At 74.0% G+C, this 17,993-nt stretch carries 18 protein-coding genes; 11 read left to right on the top strand and 7 right to left on the bottom strand.

Features of this window, described 5'->3' with window-relative positions:
* Nucleotides 1-33 precede the first annotated feature (33 nt).
* The gene (locus NYO98_RS08555; protein WP_268111176.1) at nucleotides 34-471 is read left to right on the top strand and encodes a nitroreductase/quinone reductase family protein; all 438 of its coding nucleotides are present in this window, start codon (nucleotides 34-36) and stop codon (nucleotides 469-471) included.
* Here the strand turns inward: NYO98_RS08555 and lipB are convergent.
* Nucleotides 449-1,207, bottom strand: coding sequence for a lipoyl(octanoyl) transferase LipB (lipB, locus tag NYO98_RS08550; RefSeq protein WP_268111175.1), 759 nt, complete (start codon nucleotides 1,205-1,207; stop codon nucleotides 449-451). The genes NYO98_RS08555 and lipB overlap by 23 nt on opposite strands.
* A gap of 87 nt (nucleotides 1,208-1,294) precedes the next feature.
* Between lipB and NYO98_RS08545 the strand changes: the two genes are divergently transcribed.
* Nucleotides 1,295-1,939 carry a hypothetical protein gene (locus NYO98_RS08545; protein ID WP_268111174.1) on the top strand — a complete coding sequence of 215 codons (645 nt, stop codon included), beginning with the start codon at nucleotides 1,295-1,297 and terminating at the stop codon, nucleotides 1,937-1,939.
* Here the strand turns inward: NYO98_RS08545 and NYO98_RS08540 are convergent.
* The 4 genes from NYO98_RS08540 to lpdA form a co-directional block, all read right to left on the bottom strand.
* Complete coding sequence (locus tag NYO98_RS08540; protein ID WP_268111173.1) at nucleotides 1,885-2,775, bottom strand: TIGR01777 family oxidoreductase; 891 nt, start codon at nucleotides 2,773-2,775, stop codon at nucleotides 1,885-1,887. The two genes, NYO98_RS08545 and NYO98_RS08540, sit on opposite strands and share 55 nt — an antisense overlap.
* 40 nt (nucleotides 2,776-2,815) lie before the next feature.
* On the bottom strand, nucleotides 2,816-6,325 hold the full coding sequence (locus tag NYO98_RS08535) for an ATP-binding cassette domain-containing protein (protein ID WP_268111171.1): 3,510 nt from the start codon (nucleotides 6,323-6,325) through the stop codon (nucleotides 2,816-2,818).
* A 498-nt stretch (nucleotides 6,326-6,823) separates the two neighbouring features.
* Nucleotides 6,824-8,806 (bottom strand): 2-oxoglutarate dehydrogenase, E2 component, dihydrolipoamide succinyltransferase, encoded by a 1,983-nt coding sequence (gene sucB, locus NYO98_RS08530; protein WP_268111169.1) that lies wholly within the window; start codon nucleotides 8,804-8,806, stop codon nucleotides 6,824-6,826.
* Between the two features lie 43 nt (nucleotides 8,807-8,849).
* The gene (gene lpdA, locus NYO98_RS08525; RefSeq protein WP_268111168.1) at nucleotides 8,850-10,226 is read right to left on the bottom strand and encodes a dihydrolipoyl dehydrogenase; all 1,377 of its coding nucleotides are present in this window, start codon (nucleotides 10,224-10,226) and stop codon (nucleotides 8,850-8,852) included.
* Nucleotides 10,227-10,372: 146 nt separating this feature from the next.
* Between lpdA and NYO98_RS08520 the strand changes: the two genes are divergently transcribed.
* Nucleotides 10,373-10,732 (top strand): hypothetical protein, encoded by a 360-nt coding sequence (locus NYO98_RS08520; protein ID WP_268111167.1) that lies wholly within the window; start codon nucleotides 10,373-10,375, stop codon nucleotides 10,730-10,732.
* Nucleotides 10,733-10,759: 27 nt separating this feature from the next.
* On the opposite strand, the gene NYO98_RS08515 is transcribed toward NYO98_RS08520, so the two are convergent.
* Nucleotides 10,760-12,277 (bottom strand): leucyl aminopeptidase, encoded by a 1,518-nt coding sequence (locus NYO98_RS08515; RefSeq protein ID WP_407673882.1) that lies wholly within the window; start codon nucleotides 12,275-12,277, stop codon nucleotides 10,760-10,762.
* A 54-nt stretch (nucleotides 12,278-12,331) separates the two neighbouring features.
* Here NYO98_RS08515 and gcvT point away from each other — a divergent pair, with 54 nt between their 5' ends.
* From gcvT to NYO98_RS08490, 5 genes are read left to right on the top strand one after another with little or no spacing between them, the layout of a single operon-like run.
* Nucleotides 12,332-13,441 carry a glycine cleavage system aminomethyltransferase GcvT gene (gene gcvT, locus NYO98_RS08510; protein ID WP_268111164.1) on the top strand — a complete coding sequence of 370 codons (1,110 nt, stop codon included), beginning with the start codon at nucleotides 12,332-12,334 and terminating at the stop codon, nucleotides 13,439-13,441.
* Entirely contained in the window at nucleotides 13,441-13,692 is a 252-nt protein-coding gene (locus tag NYO98_RS08505; protein WP_268111163.1) for a hypothetical protein, read from the top strand. The genes gcvT and NYO98_RS08505 overlap by 1 nt, the downstream gene beginning before the upstream one ends.
* 36 nt (nucleotides 13,693-13,728) lie before the next feature.
* Nucleotides 13,729-14,604, top strand: coding sequence for a DEAD/DEAH box helicase (locus NYO98_RS08500; protein WP_268111162.1), 876 nt, complete (start codon nucleotides 13,729-13,731; stop codon nucleotides 14,602-14,604).
* 37 nt (nucleotides 14,605-14,641) lie between these two features.
* Nucleotides 14,642-15,421 carry a class I SAM-dependent methyltransferase gene (locus NYO98_RS08495; protein ID WP_268111161.1) on the top strand — a complete coding sequence of 260 codons (780 nt, stop codon included), beginning with the start codon at nucleotides 14,642-14,644 and terminating at the stop codon, nucleotides 15,419-15,421.
* 9 nt (nucleotides 15,422-15,430) lie between these two features.
* Nucleotides 15,431-16,240 (top strand): thymidylate synthase, encoded by an 810-nt coding sequence (locus NYO98_RS08490; protein ID WP_268111160.1) that lies wholly within the window; start codon nucleotides 15,431-15,433, stop codon nucleotides 16,238-16,240.
* Nucleotides 16,241-16,244: 4 nt separating this feature from the next.
* Here the strand turns inward: NYO98_RS08490 and NYO98_RS08485 are convergent, their stop codons facing one another.
* Nucleotides 16,245-16,379, bottom strand: coding sequence for a hypothetical protein (locus tag NYO98_RS08485; RefSeq protein ID WP_268111158.1), 135 nt, complete (start codon nucleotides 16,377-16,379; stop codon nucleotides 16,245-16,247).
* 104 nt (nucleotides 16,380-16,483) lie between these two features.
* Between NYO98_RS08485 and NYO98_RS08480 the strand changes: the two genes are divergently transcribed.
* From NYO98_RS08480 to NYO98_RS08470, 3 genes are all read left to right on the top strand, one after another.
* The gene (locus NYO98_RS08480) at nucleotides 16,484-16,978 is read left to right on the top strand and encodes a dihydrofolate reductase (protein WP_268111156.1); all 495 of its coding nucleotides are present in this window, start codon (nucleotides 16,484-16,486) and stop codon (nucleotides 16,976-16,978) included.
* Nucleotides 16,975-17,325: a GntR family transcriptional regulator gene (locus tag NYO98_RS08475; protein WP_268111155.1), complete on the top strand. Its 351-nt coding sequence runs from the start codon at nucleotides 16,975-16,977 to the stop codon at nucleotides 17,323-17,325. Before NYO98_RS08480 ends, NYO98_RS08475 begins: the two co-directional genes overlap by 4 nt.
* Before the next feature lie 257 nt (nucleotides 17,326-17,582).
* Nucleotides 17,583-17,993, top strand: a complete 411-nt coding sequence (locus NYO98_RS08470) for an NUDIX hydrolase (RefSeq protein WP_268111154.1) — start codon at nucleotides 17,583-17,585, stop codon at nucleotides 17,991-17,993.

The following is a 17,993-nucleotide window of genomic DNA, read 5'->3' as shown; positions in this document are numbered from 1 at the left end:
GACCGCGGCCGTCGGCGGGTGGACCCTGAGGACGTGGGCACGTCACGGCGTCGCCTGGCGGCGACGGGCAACAGGATCGGTGTCTTCCTGCACCGGGCGGCAGGCGGCCGTCTCGACGCCGTCGGCGACACGACGGTGCTGATGATCACCTCTCCCGGACGCCGCACCGGCCTGCCCCGGTCGACGATGGTGCGCTACCTCGAGCACGACGGCGGCTACCTCGTGTGGGGCACCGGCAGCGGCTCGCCCCGGGATCCCGACTGGTTCCGCAACCTGCGCCACACTCCGCGTGCGCAGGTCGAGATCGGGCGGGAGGCGCAGGACGTCGAGGCGGTCGAGCTCCACGGCGCCGAGCGCGACCGGGTGTGGCGTGACGTGGTGCTGGCGCGCGCGCCGGGCGTGGCGCGCTACGAGGCCGAGGCCGGACGCGTGATCCCGGTCGCCGTGCTCACGCCGGTGCGCCCGGCCTGACCAGCTCGATGCGGGGGCCGCGGCCCGGCTCGGGACGCGCGTCGTAGTCGGGGGTGGCGTCGTAGGGCCGCCAGGAGAGGTACGTCGCGAGGTGCCGGCGCACGCTCGGCAGCACGTCGTCGACCGTGACGTCCCGGCCGAGCTCCTCCGACAGCGAGGTGACCCCGGCGTCGGCGATGCCGCACGGGACGAAGCGGTCGTACCAGCCAAGGTCCACGTCGCAGTTGAGCGCGAAGCCGTGCATCGTGACGCCGCGGCTCACCCGGATCCCGATCGCCGCGATCTTGCGCTCGGGGCCGCGCTCGTCCTCGCGCAGCCACACGCCGCTGCGGCCCGGGATGCGGGCGGTGGTGACGCCGAGGTCCGTGCAGACCGCGATCAGCGCCTCCTCGACCCGGCGCACGTAGTCGACGACCTTGACGTGGTCGGGCAGCCCGACGATGGGGTAGCCGACCAGCTGACCGGGACCGTGGAAGGTGATCTTGCCGCCGCGGTCGACGTCGATCACTGCCGCGCCGCCCGGGTCGAGCGGCCGCTCGTGCGGGTCGGTGCGCTTGCCGGCGGTGAAGACCGGCGGGTGCTCGAGCAGCAGGACGGTGTCGGGGCGCGAGCCGGCGACGACCTCCTCGTGCACCTGTCGCTGGAGGTCCCAGGCGGCCAGGTAGTCGACGGCGTCGTCGCCGAGGCCGGCGACCTCGAAGTCGAGGGGGTGCGTGACGATCTGGTCCGACGACATGCCCCGAGCGTACGCCGCCGGGGTGGTCTCCCCGCTTGGTGGCCGGGGTTGCGTCATACGGATCGGCACCCATGGGTGCGGGTTCGCATGACGCAGGGGTGGGGGCGGGGCGAGTGCCTGTGGATGACGCCTGCAGCCGGCCGGGAGATCGGCGAGGGTGGCCAGGTGGACCCGCGCCGACTCCTCCCCGTGCTGACCGCGGCCGCCTGCGCGCTGGTGGTCGCGGTGCTCGTGGTCGTCGTGGCGCGGCCCGACCCGCCGCCGCGCCCGGCGAGCCCGTCGGAGCCCGTCCCCGCGGGGCAGCCCGCCCGGCCGGGACCGGCTGCCGTGCTGGCGGCCTGGGACGAGCGCCGGTCCGCCGCGTGGGCCGACGGTGACGCGGGAGCGCTCGAGCGGCTGTACGTCGACGGGTCCGGGGCCGGCGCGGCCGACGTCCGCCTGCTGCGCGACTACCGCCGACGCGGGCTCCGGGTCGAGGGGATGACCACGCAGGTGCTGGCGCTGCGCGTCACGCACCGGTCGACCGACCGGCTGGAGGTGGTGCTCACCGACCGCGTCGTCGGCGCGCAGGCCGTCGGGTCCGGCGCTCCGGTCGCGCTGCCGGTCGGGCGGCCGTCCACGCGACGCGTGGTGCTGGTGCGCGAGGGCGGGACGTGGGTGGTGGCCGAGGTGCGCGGTCAGGACAGCGCGGCGGCCAGCACCTCGCGCACGTCCTCGTCCTCGAAGTCGTAGCCCGCGCGCTCGAGCGCGGCGGGCCGGGCGTTGACCGAGCCCAGCACCTCGGGTGCCAGGTCGCCGGCAGCCACCCTCATCAGCGGGGCGGGGACGGCGAGGAAGGCCTTGCGGTGCAGCGCGGCCGCCAGGGTCCTGGTGAACTCGGCGTTGGTCGGCGTCTGGGGGCAGCAGAGGTTGAAGGCGCCGAAGACGTCGCGCGACTCGATCAGGTAGCTCACCGCGCCGACCCAGTCGCGCAGCGAGATCATCGGCATGAACTGCTCGCCCGACCCGAGCCGGGCGCCGCCGCCCACCTGGAACAGCAGGCGCAGCTGCTTCAGCGGCGGCGAGGTGCGGTCCATGACGGGGGCGGTGCGCAGCTCGCACACGCGCGCGCCGGCCTTGCGAGCCGGATCGGCCGCCGCGGACCACTCGTGGGAGACCCTCGTGAGGAACGCGCTGCCCGTGCTGGGGGTGTCCTCGGTGACCGGCGACGCGCCGTGGTCGCCGTACCAGGCGATGCCGTTGCCCGCGACGAAGGCCGCGGGCCGGTCGGACGCGGCGACGGTCTCGGCGAGCAGCCGGGTGGTCGACACCCGCGACTCCAGCACCTCCTCGGCCCACTTCCTCGAGTGCGGGTTGCCGGCGATGGGGGCCCCCGCGAGGTTGACCACCGCGTCGGCCGACTCGATCACCCCGGCGTCGATGCGGCCGGCGGCCGGATCCCACCGGGACTCGTGCGCCGAGCCGGGCTCGCGCCTGACGAGGGCCGTCACGTCGTGGCCGTGCGTCCTCAGGTGGTCGGACAGGTGGGTCCCGAGGAAGCCCGAGGCACCAGCGATGACGACGCGCATGTCTCCACCCAACCATGCGCCCCAAGTCGCCGCGGGTGGTTCAGCCGGCCAGGTGGGCCCACCGCGACGAGAGCTCGTGCCACGGTCCGTCGTCGACCACGCGTCCGGAGTCGAGCACCACGACGCGGTCGGCCTGCGCGAGCGCGGCCGCCTTGCTGGTGGCGCCGATGACGGCGGTCCCGCGGGCGCGCAGCGCCTGCCACAGCTCGATCTCGGTGGCGGCGTCGAGGGCCGACGACACGTCGTCGGCCAGCAGCACGTCGGCGTCGGTCGCCAGCGCCCGGGCCAGCGCGAGGCGCTGCACCTGCCCGCCGGAGAGGCGTACGCCGCGGTGGCCGACGAGGGCGTCGGGGCCGCCTGCCTCCGAGACGTCCCGCCCCATGCGGGCCGCCTCGAGCGCCGGCACCACCGACCGGTCGGCGTGGTCGAGCGCGACGTTGCCGGTGAACGTGCCGGACAGCACCCGCGGCACCTGCGCGACGTGGGCGACCCGGCCGGGACGCAGCGTGGTCTGCGGGTCGTCGACGACCTGGTCGTTCCAGCGGATCTCGCCGGTGCTGCCGACCAGGCCCGCGAGCGCGCTGAGCAGGCTCGACTTCCCCGAGCCGACCTGGCCGAGCAGCAGGACGAGCTCACCGGCCCGCACGTCGAGGTCGACGTCCTCGACGCCGACGGTGCCGTCGTCGTGCACCGCCGCGAGGTCACGGACCGTGAGGGTGCGCAGCGGGTCGCGGTGGGGCGCGGGCGGCTCGGGCCCGGTGCCGCGGACGAGGTCGACGCCCGGGGGCAGGTCCATCAGGTCACCGCCGCCGGCGAGCTCGCTGGTGGCCTGCATCCAGGCGCGCGTGCCGGGCGCCTCGGTCACGACCGTGCCGGCGACCCGGCCGAACCAGTCGAACCCGCTGACGGCGTTGGCGACGAGGAGCGCGGTCGCGAGCTCCCACTGGCCGGTGAGCAGCCCGCCCCACGCTGCGACGACGCCGCACTGGACCATGACGACCGGCACACCCTCGAGCAGGGCCTGCACGCGGTGCTCCCGCACGGCCGCGTCCACCCGACCGCCGTCGACGTCGCGCAGGTGCTGGTGGACCTGCGGCGTCGCCGCGGCCAGCTTGACCGTGCGGACCGACTCCAGCGCCGAGACGAGCGACTGCCCGAACCTCGCGCGCGCGGTCGACGCGGCCGCCGCCGACCGACCCGCGACGCGGCGGCCCAGGGTCGAGGCGAGGGCGGAGGCGACCATGACGGCCAGCAGGACCGCGCCGGCCACCCACGTGCGGGCGATGAGCGCCGTCACCACCGCGATGACCAGGCCGTTGACGAAGTCGACCCAGCGGTCGGTGTAGCGCGCGAGACGGTCGGCGTCCATCGTGCGGGCGACGACCTCGCCGGGTGGGGTGCGCAGCAGCCGGCGCTGGGACGTCTGCCCGTGGAGCACCGCTGCGCGCACGCGGAGGCGTACCTCCACCCACCAGTGGGGATAGGTGCGGAACGCCTGGGCCAGGAGGAGCGGACCGGCGAGCAGGGACGCGACCAGGGCGACGACGAGGAGCCCGGGGCGCTCACCGGCCTGCAGGTCGGTGACGATGTGGCCCCACACCCAGCCGGTGACCGCGCCGAAGGCCCCGGTCAGCGAGGCGACGAGGAACAGGAACGCGCCGAGCAGGCCCCACTGCGGCTGCATGCTGATGGTGTGGAGCACCTGCCGGGCCAGGGTCGGCGTCGGTGCGAGCTCGGGCGGCGCCGGGGGAGTGGTGCTGCGGCGCACGGACCCGATGGTCGCGTCGTCGTGGTGGTGCTCCTCGACGACCGCCTCGTGGGCGGCCGCGTCGAGGAGGTCGCGGAACCGGCCCTCCTCCGAGGCGAGGCGGGCGCGCGGGCCCTGCTGGACGACCCGCCCGGACTCGAGGACGGCGACCTGCTCGGCGCGCTCGGTCGTGGAGAGGCGGTGGGCGACCAGGATGCCGGTGCGACCCGAGATGAGCCGGTCGGCGGCGCGCACGACGCGCGCCTCGGTGACGGGGTCCATGCGGGCCGTGGCCTCGTCGAGGACCACGACGCTGACGTCGCGCACGAGGAGGCGGGCGAAGGCGACGAGCTGCTCCTCGCCGGCCGACAGGCTCGTGCCGCCGGGGCCGAGGACGGTGTCGAGGCCGCCGGGCAGCCCGGCGACCCACTCGGTCAGGCCGAGCTCGGCCACCGCCGCCTCGACGACCGCGCGCGGGACGTCGTCGAAGAGCGTGATGTTGTCGGCGAGGGTGCCGGCCAGGACCTCGGTGCGCTGGGTGACCACGCCGACTGCGGAGCGCAGCTGCTGCAGGTCGAGGTCGAGCACGTCGACCCCGCCGAGGAACACCATGCCGCGCGGTGGCTCGACGGCCCGCGAGAGCAGCGAGGCGAGGGTCGACTTGCCCGACCCGGTGCGACCGACGAGCGCGCACGTGTGCCCCGCGCTGAGCAGCAGGTCGACGTCGCGGAGCGCGAAGGTGCCGGTGCCGTAGCTGAACTCGAGGTGGCGGAACTCCACGTCGAGCGGACCGTCGGGCACGGGCAGGCCACCGGTCGGCTCGGCCGGCGAGGCCAGCATGCCGCGCAGGCGCAGCACCGCGCCGAAGCCCTCCTGGAGGTCGGGCAGGTGGCGCGCGAGCATGTCGACGCCCCCGACGAACATCGTCGTGACGAGGAACAGCGTGACCAGGCGTGCCGTCGACAGGCCCCCGGAGAGGGTCAGCGCGACGCCGACCACGCCGACGGCGGCCAGCGCGCCGTGCAGCAGCCCGCCGCTGCGGCGGGTGACGCGCACCTCGACCGCCAGGACCGCGTCGAGGGTGCGGTGGACGACCGACGCGAGGTGGGCGTTGCGGCCCAGCACGTGGGCCTGGCCCAGGGAGGTGCGCAGGTCGTCACGCGCGGCGACCCCCTCCTCGGTGGAGGCGGCGTGATCGGTCCAGGCTGCCTCCTCGACGACCTTGCGCTCCGCGATCTGGGGGAGCAGGTGGCGGATCGACAGGTAGGTGACGACCGCGGTCAGCGGGAAGAGGAAGGCCGCCGGCCACCAGGTGAGGGACGCGACGACCCACAGCGGACCGGACGCCAGGAACGTGCGCGCGGCCTGCCACACGCCCCAGCGCATCAGCTGGCCGACCTCCCACGTGTCGTCGTCGATGCGGTCGAGGACCTCGCCGACGGCCTGCTCGGACAGCTCGGACAGCGGCTGCGCCATCGCCGCGTCGAGCAGGTCGGAGCGCAGCTGCCCCTCGGCGCGGTCGCAGATGGTCGCCCAGATCGTCTTGGCGACCGTGTCGATCACCGCACCGCCGACGACGCACAGCGCCAGGAGGGTCAGCAGCGTGGTGGTCGGGCCGTCGGCGAGGCGTCCGGCGACCATCGAGCCCAGGGACGCCGCGACGGCGCCGAACAGCGACATCGAGAAGCAGACGTAGGTCAGCGGACGACGGACGCGGTGCCAGTCGACAGGCACCCGACCCGGCGGCAGCCCGGCCGTCGCGGACGTGGTCGCCGGTGCCGGATGGGTCTGCGTCTCGGTCACCGTCACAAGCACCGGACGTTACGTGGCGGCACCGACATCCCGCCCCCGATTTTCGTGTGACCCGCGCCGCTGTAACGCCGGGTTGCTGCGACTACCCACCCCCGAGCACCACAGTGGGTACCCGCGGTAACCCGGCGTTACCGCCCAAGGAGCGGAGCGGGACGCACGGGGTGGTGGACGTACGACGCCCCGCTCAGCCGGCGGCCTACGACGCGCCTGGCCGGTGAGCCGGCCACATTCCGTCGCCCGCGGATGTGGCTGACGCACCGCTCAGCAGGCCGCGTACGCGGCGGGGCACCCGGGCCGACGATCGTGGAACATCCGAGTCACTGGGTGACTCGGATCCTCCACGTTGTCGGCGGAGGTCACCGAATACCCGGTGACCACTGCGCGAGGTACGACGACCACCGCGCGCGGTACGACGACGCCCCGCCCACCGAGGTGGACGGGGCGTCGATCAGCCCACGCTGCCTTCTGCCCAGCTCCGGGCGAGGGGGATCAGACCTCGAACTGACCGGCCTCGAGGCGCTTCTTGACCTCCTGGAGGAAGCGGCCCGCGTCGGCGCCGTCGACCAGGCGGTGGTCGTAGGTCAGGGAGAGGTGGACCATGTGGCGCACCGCGATCGTCTCGCCCAGGTTCGGGTCGTCGATCACGACGGGACGCTTCACCACGGCACCGGGGCCGAGGATGGCGACCTGCGGCTTGTTGATGATCGGGGTGTCGAAGAGCGCCCCGAAGCTGCCGAGGTTGGTGATGGTGAACGTGCCACCGGACAGCTCGTCCGGGGTGATCTTGTTGGTGCGGGTGCGCTCGGCCACGTCGGCGATCTTCTTCGCCAGCCCGGCGATCGAGAGGTCACCGGCCTCCTTGACGACCGGCGTGAGCAGACCCTTCTCGGTGTCCACCGCGAACGCGATGTTCTCGCGGTCGAAGTAGGTCACCTCGCCCTTGTCGGTGTCGATCGCCGCGTTGAGCTTGGGGTGCAGCTTGAGCGCGTCGATCGCCGCCTTGGCGAAGAAGGGCAGGTAGGTCAGCTTCACGCCCTCGCGGGCCAGGAAGTCGGCCTTCGACGCCTCGCGGAGGCGGGCGATGGCGGTGACGTCGACCTCCATGACCTGCGTCAGCTGGGCGGCCTCCTGCAGCGACTCGACCATGCGCGAGGCGATGACCTTGCGCAGGCGCGAGAGCGGCTCGGTGGTGCCGCGCAGCGGCGACGGCGACGCGGACGACGGCGCGGCAGCGGCCGGGGGAGCACCGGCGGCCGCAGGAGCGGCGGCGGGGGCAGCCGGGGCAGCAGCGGCCTGCTGGGCAGCGGCCGCGGCGTCGAGCACGTCCTGCTTGCGGATGCGGCCACCGACGCCGGTGCCCTGCACCGACCCCAGGTCGACGCCGTGCTGGTCGGCCATCTTGCGCACGAGCGGAGTGACGTACGCCGACTGGTCGCGGCCACCCTCGGAGGAGGCGGCCTGACCACCGGACGGCGCCTGGGCGGCGGCGTCGGTGCGCTGCGGCTCCGGCTCGCCCTGGGGCGCGGGGGCGTAGGGCGCCTCGCCCTTGGCCTCGGGCTCGGCCTGCTGCGGCTGCTCGGACTGCTGAGCGGCGGGGGAGTCCTGCTTCTCGGCCTCGGGGGTCTCGTCGCCGGCCGGCAGCTCGCCCTTCTCCTCGGCGATCTGCTGCTCCTGCTCGGCCTTCTTCTCGGCGTTCGCCTCGTCCTTGGGCTGGGCCTCGGACGACTGGGGCTCCGACGAGCCGCCGGAGCCGGCGTCACCGGACCCGATGATCGCGAGCTCGGCGCCGACCTCGACCGTCTCGTCCTCCTCGGCCTTGATCTCGAGCAGGGTGCCGGCGACGGGCGAGGGGATCTCGGTGTCGACCTTGTCGGTGGAGACCTCGAGCAGCGGCTCGTCGACGGCGACCTCGTCACCGACCTGCTTGAGCCAGCGGGTGACGGTGCCCTCGGTGACGGACTCGCCCAGTGCGGGCAGCGTGACCGGCGTACCGCCGCCGCCACCACCGGAGGACGAGCCTCCGGACGAGTCGCCGGACGCCGCCTGCTCGGCGGCGGGCTCGGACTGGGCCGGGGCGTCGTCCTTCTCGGACTCCGGGGTCTCGTCGCCTGCGGGGAGCTCGCCGGTCTCCTCGGCGACCTGCTCCTCCTGCTCGGCCTTCTTCTCCGACTCGCCCTCGTCCTGGGGCTGCGCCTCGGGCTCGGCGGTGTCGGAGGCGTCGCCCGCGGACTCGCCCTCCTCGCCGACCACCGCGAGGACCGCGCCCACCTCGACGGTGTCGTCCTCGTTGGCCTTGATCTCGAGCAGGGTGCCGGCGACCGGCGAGGGGATCTCGGTGTCGACCTTGTCGGTGGAGACCTCCAGCAACGGCTCGTCGACGGCGACCGTGTCACCGACCTGCTTCAGCCAGCGGGTGACGGTGCCCTCGGTGACGGACTCGCCGAGTGCGGGGAGGGTGACTTCGGAGGCCATGTGGTTCCTTCGCTCGCGTGGGTTGGGGAGATGGTGTGGATGATCAGGAGTGGGCGTGGAGCGGCTTGCCGGCCAGCGCGAGGTGCGCCTCGCCGAGGGCCTCGTTCTGGGTCGGGTGGGCGTGCACGAGCGGCGCGACGTCGTCGGCGTGTGCCTCCCAGTTGTAGATGAGCTGGGCCTCGCCGATGAGCTCGCCGACGCGATCGCCCACCATGTGGACGCCGAGGACCGGGCCGTCGACCAGGCCGACCAGCTTGACGAACCCCTGCGTCTGCAGGATCTGGCTCTTGCCGTTGCCGCCGAGGTCGTACGTCACCGTGGTGACCGCGTCGCCGTGGAGCTCGCGGGCCTTCGCCTCGTCGAGCCCGACCGACGCGATCTCCGGGTGGGAGTAGGTCACGCGGGGGATGCCGGACTCGTCGACGGGACGCGGGTCGAGCCCGGCGATGTCCTCGGCGACGAAGATGCCCTGCTGGAATCCGCGGTGCGCGAGCTGCAGGCCCGGCACGATGTCGCCGACGGCGTAGACGCCCTCGACGTTGGTGCGGCAGCGCTCGTCGGCGAGCACGAAGCCGCGCTCCATCGCGATGCCCTGCTCCTCGTAGCCGAGGCCGTCGGTCGACGGACCGCGCCCGACCGCGACGAGCAGCACCTCGGCCTCGATGACGTCGCCGCCCTCGACAGTGACGGCGACGCCGGTGTCGGTCGCCTTCACGCTCTGGAACGGGGTGCCGGTGAGGAAGCTGATCTTGCGCTTGCGGAAGGCGCGCTCGAGCGCCTTGGACGAGGCCTCGTCCTCGGCCGCCACGAGCCGCGGGAGGGCCTCGACGATGGTCACGTCGGCGCCGAAGGACTTCCAGACGCTGGCGAACTCGCAGCCGATCACGCCGCCGCCGAGCACGATGGCGGACGCCGGGACCCGGTCGAGGCGCAGCGCGTGCTCGGAGGTGATGACCTTCTCGCCGTCGACCTCGAGCCCGGGCAGCGACCTGCTGTAGGAGCCGGACGCCAGCACGACGGCCTTGCCGGTGTAGGCGGTGCCGTCGACGGTCACCTCGCGCGGACCGGTCAGCGTGCCGGATCCCTGAATCACCGTGATGCCGCGCGACTTGATGAGGCCGGTGAGGCCCTTGAACAGCCGGTCGACGACCTTGTCCTTGTAGGCGTTGACGCCGGCCATGTCGATGCCGTCGAGGGTCGCGGTCACGCCGAACTGCGCGGCCTCGCGGGCCGAGTCGGCGACCTCCGCGGCGTGGAGGAGGGCCTTGGTCGGGATGCAGCCCACGTGCAGGCAGGTGCCGCCGAGGTTGCCCTTCTCGACCAGCCCGACGCTCAGCCCCAGCTGGGCCGCTCGCAGGGCACAGGCGTAGCCGCCAGAACCAGCCCCGAGGACGAGGACGTCGAACTCACCGTCCGCCACTGATTTTCCTCCACACGCTCGACTCGCACCGACCATCTCGGGCGCGTCCATCTTTGCACTCTTCGCGAGGCTGTCCACACCGGGTCTGCCGCGCCGAACCGGCGATCCGCGCGCACGATGAGGAACGTCTGGGCAGAATGTGCGCCATGGGCATGTTCGACCGAATCCGCCGCAAGGGGCGCACCCGGGCTCCGGCGCGGGACGCCACCCGCACCGGCTCGACGCGCGTGCGCGCCTCCGACGGGGAGGACGTCCGGCACCTCGAGAGCTTCGTCGCCACCCGGCAGGGGGTGGAGGGGTTCGTCGAGCCGCGCACGGCCGTCAGCGACGTGACCCTGCTGCTCGTCGCGCACGACGGCGAGTGGACCCGACGTCGTGTGCCGAGCGTGAAGTGGGCGCACGACTTCGCCAACCGCCACCGCGTGCCGTCGTACGACGCCGCGGTGGTCGGCGTGCCGCAGCGGATGCGCGACTACAACCGGCGCAAGAAGGCCGGGGGCCTCTAGCCGAGGCGCCCCGGGGTCCGACCCGGGTCAGTCCCCGGTGGGGCCCTCGGCGAGCGAGCGCGCGATCTCGACCAGCGTGGTGACGCCGAAGCCGGTCGCACCTGCCGGCACGTGGCCGTAGGCGCCGCCGGTGTTGATCTCCTTGCCGGCGATGTCGAGGTGCGCCCAGGGCAGGCCGCCGGTGAACTCGCGCAGGAACGCCGAGGCGTACAGGCCGCCGCCCCAGCGCACCCAGTCGTGCTGCAGCAGGTCGGCGACCTTGGAGGCGCTGATGCGCTCCTTCATCTCCTCCGGGATCGGCATCGGCCAGTGCTGCTCGCCGGCGGCCCGGCCCGCGGCCAGGACGACCTCGACCTCGGCGTCCGTGCCCATGACGGCGCCGACCTTGTCGCCGAGCGCGAGCTGCATGTGCCCGGTGAGGGTGGCGATGTCGACCAGCAGGTCGGGCGCCTCCTCCACCGCGAGGGACAGCGCGTCGCCCAGCAGCATGCGGCCCTCGGCGTCGGTGTTCGCGATCTCGACCGTCGACCCGTTGCGCATGGTGATGACGTCACCCGGGCGGGTGGCGGTCCCCGACACCATGTTCTCGGCCATCGGGGCGAACGCGGTGACCTTCACCGGCAGGCCCAGCCGTGCGATCGCCAGGGTGGCGGCGACGACGCTGGCCGCACCGGCCATGTCGCCCTTCATGTGGACCATGCTCGAGGACGGCTTGATCGTGAGGCCGCCGGAGTCGAAGGTGACGCCCTTGCCGACCAGCGCGAGGTGCGCGACCGCGTCGCGCGGCGCCCAGGTGAGCCTCACCAGGCGGGACGGCGCGTCGGAGGAGTCGCCGACGCTGAGGATGCCCCCGCAGCCCATCTCGGCCAGCTGCTCGTGGTCGAACACCTCGAGCCCCACCTCGGGCGCCCCGCGGCCCTTGGTGACCTCCTTGTGCGCGGCGGTGACGAGCTCGGCCAGCAGCGGGGGAGTGCAGTCGCGGGGCGGGGTGTTGACCCAGTCGCGGGTCAGCGCGACGGCGTCGGCGAGGACCTCCGCGCGCTCGAGCGCGGCGACGGCGTCGGCACGGCGGGCGATGCCGGTGAGAACGACGACGTCGTTGGGCTCGGTGGTCTCGGACTTCGCGGACTTGTAGGTCGTGAACGTGTAGCCGCCGAGGCGGTGTCCCTCCACCACCGCGGCCACCAGCTCGGGGGTCTCGCTCGGCAGGGCCAGGGCGACCGAGGCCGCGTTGGGCACGTTGCGGGCGGCGACGCCGGCAGCACGGCGTACGGCGATCGGGTCGGCCGGGTCCTCGCCGAGACCGACGAACACCAGGAGCGGGGCGTTGACCTCGTCGCGCGACGGCGTCCGGACCGCCTCGCCGGCCCTGCCGGTCACGCCCATGGTGGAGAGGAACGGGCGCAGCCGGCGGCCGTACGCCGTGCTGACGTCCGCGGCGGCGTCGCACAGGCGTGGCCCCTTGGGGCCGGCGACCACTCCCACGACGACGGCGTCGGCTCGGGTCTTGGCGGGGCTGGCGTTGCGCAGCGCGTAGGTGGTCACCCGCGGCATGTTAGGCGAGGTCGGGCGCGCTTCCCGCTGCGGTAGGTTCGCGCCATGGCAGGATCGCTCAAGCAGTCGCCCCTCCACGACCGTCACGAGGCCCTCGGCGCGAAGTTCGCCGAGTTCGGCGGGTGGTCGATGCCGCTGGAGTACCCGACCGGCGTCGTGAAGGAGCACACGGCGGTCCGCGAGTCGGTCGGCATCTTCGACGTGAGCCACCTCGGCAAGGCGATGGTCTCCGGTCCGGGGGCTGCCGACTTCGTCAACGCGACCCTGTCCAACGACCTCGCGAAGATCGAGCCCGGCAAGGCCCAGTACACCCTCTGCCTCGACGAGTCCGGCGGCATCGTCGACGACCTCATCGCCTACTGGCACGACCTCGAGCACGTGCTGCTGATCCCCAACGCCGCCAACACCGCCGAGGTCGTCGCACGGCTCGCCGCCGCCGCGCCGCCGGAGGTGAAGGTCCGCAGCCACCACGAGGACTACGCGGTCCTGGCCGTGCAGGGCACCCGCTCCGACGAGGTGCTCGAGAGGATCGGGATGCCGACCGGCCACGACTACATGTCCTTCGTCGAGGCCGAGCTGGGCGACACCGGCGTCGGGGTGGTGGTCTGCCGCACCGGCTACACCGGTGAGCGCGGCTACGAGCTGGTCGTCGCCAACTCCGTCGCCGGCCGCCTCTGGGACGAGCTGATGGCCGCCGGCGAGGAGTGGGGCATCACCGCGTGCGGCCTCGGCGCGCGCGACACGCTGCGCACCGAGATGGGCTACCCCCTCCACGGCCAGGACATCAGCCTCGCCACCAACCCGGTCGAGGCCGGGCTGTCCTGGGCGGTCGGGTGGAGGAAGAACACCTTCTGGGGCCGGGACGCGGTGGTGAAGGTCAAGGAGGACGGGCCCAAGCGGCGCCTGCGCGGCCTCGTCGCCGTCGGTCGCGGCATCCCGCGCCCCGGCATGGGCGTCACCCTGACGCAGGACCTGCCGCTGGCCGACATCACGTCCGGCACGTTCTCCCCGACGCTGAAGAAGGGCATCGGGCTCGCCCTGATCCCGACGACGGTCGCCGAGGACGCCCAGGTCGGCGTCGACATCCGCGGCCGCCGCGAGATCTTCCAGCTCGTCAAGCCGCCCTTCGTCGACCCGTCCGTGAGGGAGTCCTGATGCTGCCCGGCCAGCCGCCGACGTTCCGCCAGCCCTCGGCCGCCGAGCGGCCGTGGTGGTGGCGCCTCGAGGACGCGTCCGGTGACGCCGTCGAGGTCGCCGGCCACTCCGACCAGCGCTTCGCCACCCAGGGCGACGCGGAGTCGTGGGTGGGCGAGATCTGGGCCGACCTGGCCGAGCAGGGCGTCGCCGCCGTGACGCTGTTCGAGCACGACCGCCAGGTCTACGGACCGATGTCGCTCAGCGCCTGACCCCATCCGCGCGCGCCGCTGGTCCGAATCCTCGCCATGACCGACGGGTCCGACTTCGCGACGTACGTCGACGCGCGCTGGCCCGACCTCGTCGGCGGGCTGGAGGACGAGGGAGTCCCGGGCGACCGCGCGCGGCTCGCCGTCGCCGAGGCCCTGCTGGCCGCACGCCGGTCGTGGCAGCGCCGGGTGCGTGACGAGCAGGTCGACGTGACGCTCTGGGCGGAGGTGCGCGAGGCGGCGGGGCTGCCCGTGCGCCCGGGCGAGCCGGTGCCCCACGCCCTCCGACCCCGCGACCCGCGCGACGGCCCGGAGGAGTGGCTCGAGCGCGCGGGCCGCGTGCGCGCCGCGCGTCGACGTCGTACCGCGCGCCGCGCCGTCGCCGGGCTCGCCGTCGTGGCCCTGCTCGGGGTGGCGTGGGCGTGGTGGGCGGCGCAGCCGGAGGCGCCGGCGGTGCGTGAGGAGGCCAACCGCGTCCCGGTCGCGTGGTACGCCGAGGACGAGCTGCACCTCCAGGACGTGGTGGTCGAGCTCCCTGACGTCGAGGTCTTCGTCGCCGACCTCGCCGACCGAGCGTCGCGCGGCGCAGTGGTCGCCCGGCTCCGCTCGGGCGAGGTGGTGCGGGTGGACGCGGAGGGCGGGGTCGAGCCGGTCGACGAGGCGCCCGACGCCCTCGACGCCGCCCCCGTGCCGCCGCCGGTCCGCGGCCTGGGTCCCTACGACGTGCTGGTGGAGAGCGTGCCCCTCGCGGGCGGGGGATGGGCCCACCTCGTGGACTCCGCGCGCCGCGCCGGCGCGGACGACGGGCTGCGGCAGTCGGAGACCGGGCGCCGCGCCGTCGTGGTGTGCCCGACCGAGTGGACCTGCGAGGCCCCGGTGACGGTCCTCGCCGGCGGCACGGTGCGGCTGCGCTGAGGCGTGGGCGGCGGCTCCGGCCGCTAGCGTCGCGCCCGTGGCTGAGGCACTCTGGAGAGGCGTGGCACAGGCCTACGCGCGCAGCTTCGCCGGCCTGTGCGCCGGCGCGGTCCCGATCCTGCTGGCGGACCTGCCGCGGGGCGCGCGCCTGCTCGACGTCGGGTGCGGCACCGGCGAGCTCGTGCGGGCGGCCCGCACGGCCGGCCACGACGCCGTCGGTGTCGAGCCGGACCCCGAGATGGCCGCGCTTGCCTCCAGCGCCCTGGGCACAGACGTGGTCGTGGGCGGCCTGCCCGACCTGCCCCTCGCCGACGACGGCTTCGAGGCTGTCGTCGCGGCCTTCGTCCTCAACCACGTGGACGACCCCCGCGCGGGCGCCCGCGAGCTCGGGCGGGTGGCCGCGCCCGGCGCCACGGTGCGCGCGACCATCTGGGGCGCCACCCCGCCCCCGCAGGCGGTGATGTGGAGCGAGCTCCTCGACGCCGCCGGCGCCACCCGCCCGCCGTCACCGCGGCTGCCGGCCGAGCGCGACTTCGCGCGCTCGCCGCACGGGCTCGCCGGCATCCTCGGCGAGGCCGGGCTGGCGGTCACCCACGCGGGCACGCAGGCCTGGCAGTGGCGCATCGCCCCCGACGACCTGTGGGCGGGACTGACCTCGGTCGGCAACTTCGGCGCCCTGTGGCGCGAGCAGCCCGACGACGTGCGGGCCCGCCTGCGGGCGGCGTACGACGCCGTGGACGCGCCCTGGCGCGACGGCCCCGACCTGGTCTTCGACGTCGAGTGCGTCGTGGCCGAGGCGCGGGTCCCGAGGTCGTAGAGTCGTCCCGTGCGCGCCTACCTCGACCTCCTCCAGCGGATCCTCGACGAGGGGGTGGAGAAGACCGACCGCACCGGCACCGGGACGCTGAGCGTCTTCGGCCACCAGATGCGCTTCGACCTCTCCGAGGGGTTCCCCCTCGTGACCACCAAGAAGGTGCACACCCGCTCGGTGTTCGGCGAGCTGCTGTGGTTCCTGCGCGGCGACACCAACGTGAAGTGGCTGCAGGACCGCGGCATCACGATCTGGGACGAGTGGGCCGACGACAACGGCGACCTCGGCCCGGTCTACGGCTACCAGTGGCGGTCGTGGCCCACCCCCGACGGCCGGCACGTCGACCAGATCAGCCGCCTGGTCGAGGGGATCCGCACGAACCCCGACTCGCGACGCCACATCGTCTCGGCGTGGAACGTCGCCGACGTCGACGACATGGCGCTGCCGCCGTGCCACACGCTGTTCCAGTTCTACGTCGCTCCCCAGGACGACGGACCTGGCCGGCTCTCCTGCCAGCTCTACCAGCGCTCGGCCGACACCTTCCTCGGCGTCCCGTTCAACATCGCGTCCTACGCGCTGCTGACGCACATGGTCGCCCAGGTGACCGGCCTCGAGGTGGGCGACTTCGTGCACACGATGGGAGACGCCCACCTCTACCTCAACCACGTCGAGCAGGCTCGGATCCAGCTCGCGCGCGAGCCGCGCCCGCTGCCGCGCCTGGTGCTCGACCCCGGCGTCACCGAGATCGACGGCTTCGACCTCGAGCACATCACCGTCGAGGGCTACGACCCCCACCCGGGCATCAAGGCACCGATCGCGGTCTAGCCGGCTAGCGGCGCTCGATCGCCTGGCTGACAGCCTTCGCGACGTCGGCCACCAGGCGTGTGTGCCACCGCTCGTGGGCGGCGAGGTCGGCCACCACGGCGTGGCAGTCGGGGCAGGTCGTGCTGTCGTCGGCACTCATGTGAGCCTCCAGGGTCTCCGGGGTCCGGTTCCTCTCCTCCACCGTGACAGGCGTCGGGCGAGGACAACAGGGCCCATGGACCGTCCCTCAGTAGGGTCGGTCCCGTGCTCCGTCCCGACCAGCGCGTCGTCCTCGTCGCCGCCCATGCCCGCAACCGCGTGATCGGCAACGGGCCCGACATCCCGTGGCGCCTCCCGGGCGAGCAGGCCCAGTTCAAGGAGCTGACGTGGGGCCACACGCTCCTCATGGGGCGCACGACCTTCGAGTCGATCGGCCGCCCGCTGCCCGGGCGCACGACGATCGTCCTGACCCGTCACGCCGGCTGGAGCCACGACGGCGTGCTCGTCGCGCACACGGTCGAGGAGGCGCTCGAGCTGGCCGGCTCGCAGCCCGGCGACCTCATGGTCGCGGGAGGTGGCGAGGTGTACGCCGCCCTGCTGCCGCACGCCACGCACCAGGTGCTGACCGAGGTCGACCTCGAGCCCGAGGGCGACGTGCACTACCCGCAGTTCCCCGCGGGGGAGTGGGTCGAGACCCGGCGTGAGGCCTTCGACGGCTACGAGCGGGTGTGGCTCGAGCGGATGGACCCGGCCGCGTGAACCTCGCCGTCGACCCGTCCTCGGGCGTGCCCCCCTTCGAGCAGGTGCGCGACGGCATCCGGGCGCAGGTCGACGCCGGCGACCTCGACGCCGGCTTCCGGCTGCCGCCCGTGCGTGCCCTCGCCGACGAGCTCGGTCTCGCGCCCGGCACCGTGGCCCGTGCCTACAAGGAGCTCGAGGCCCTCGGCGTCGTCGAGACCCGCGGCCGGGCCGGCACCTTCGTCGCCGGGTCGGGCGTCCAGCGGTCGCTGCGCGCGGCCGCGTCGTCGTACGTCGCCTCGGTGCGCCCCCTCGGCGTGTCCGACAGCGAGGTCCTCGACGCCGTCCGCCGCGCGCTGGGGTCGTGACGCGGGCGCAGCGTGACAGCCCTTGACCCGTGACGCGGGTCATCCCGGACCGGCGGGAATGAACCCGCCCCGGTCGCCGTTGGGGAGGACAGCTGGCTCCGCATTCATGCCCCCGGGCCTCACCCTTCGCCGCTACGAGCGGCCCTTCGCCGAGAGGCGGCTGACGGACCAGCGAGCAGCACCACGCAGCCACCCGCCGGGTAAGCCCCGGTCAGGGTGGCTGCGTGCTGTCCGCGGCCACCTGAGATCCTCGGCCCATGGAGGTCGACCGTGACAGGCACATCGTCGTCGCGGCCGTCGCGCTCGTGCGCGACGGGCACGTGCTGACCGTGCGCAAGCGGGGCACCGAGCGGTTCATGCTGGTCGGCGGCAAGCTCGAGCCGGGTGAGTCGGCGCGGGACGCGGCGCTCCGGGAGACCTACGAGGAGGTCGGCCTCGAGATCGAGTCGGCGACCCTGCTCGGGGAGTTCCTCTCCGAGGCCGCCAACGAGCCCGGGCACTCGCTGCACTCGACCGTGTTCTGGGTGGAGTCCGACGCCGACCCGGTCGCGTCCGCCGAGATCGCGGAGGTCCGGTGGACGCCGCTGCACGACCACCCCGACGACCTCGCGCCGATGCTCGAGCACCACGTGCTGCCCGTCATCCGGGCGACGGCCCGCGGGGCCTGA

Origin of the sequence: Nocardioides pini (assembly GCF_026712185.1) — a bacterium.
Lineage (GTDB): Bacteria > Actinomycetota > Actinomycetes > Propionibacteriales > Nocardioidaceae > Nocardioides > Nocardioides pini.
Note: the sequence above shows the minus strand (reverse complement) of the source record. Positions and strands in the feature narration are given on the sequence as shown.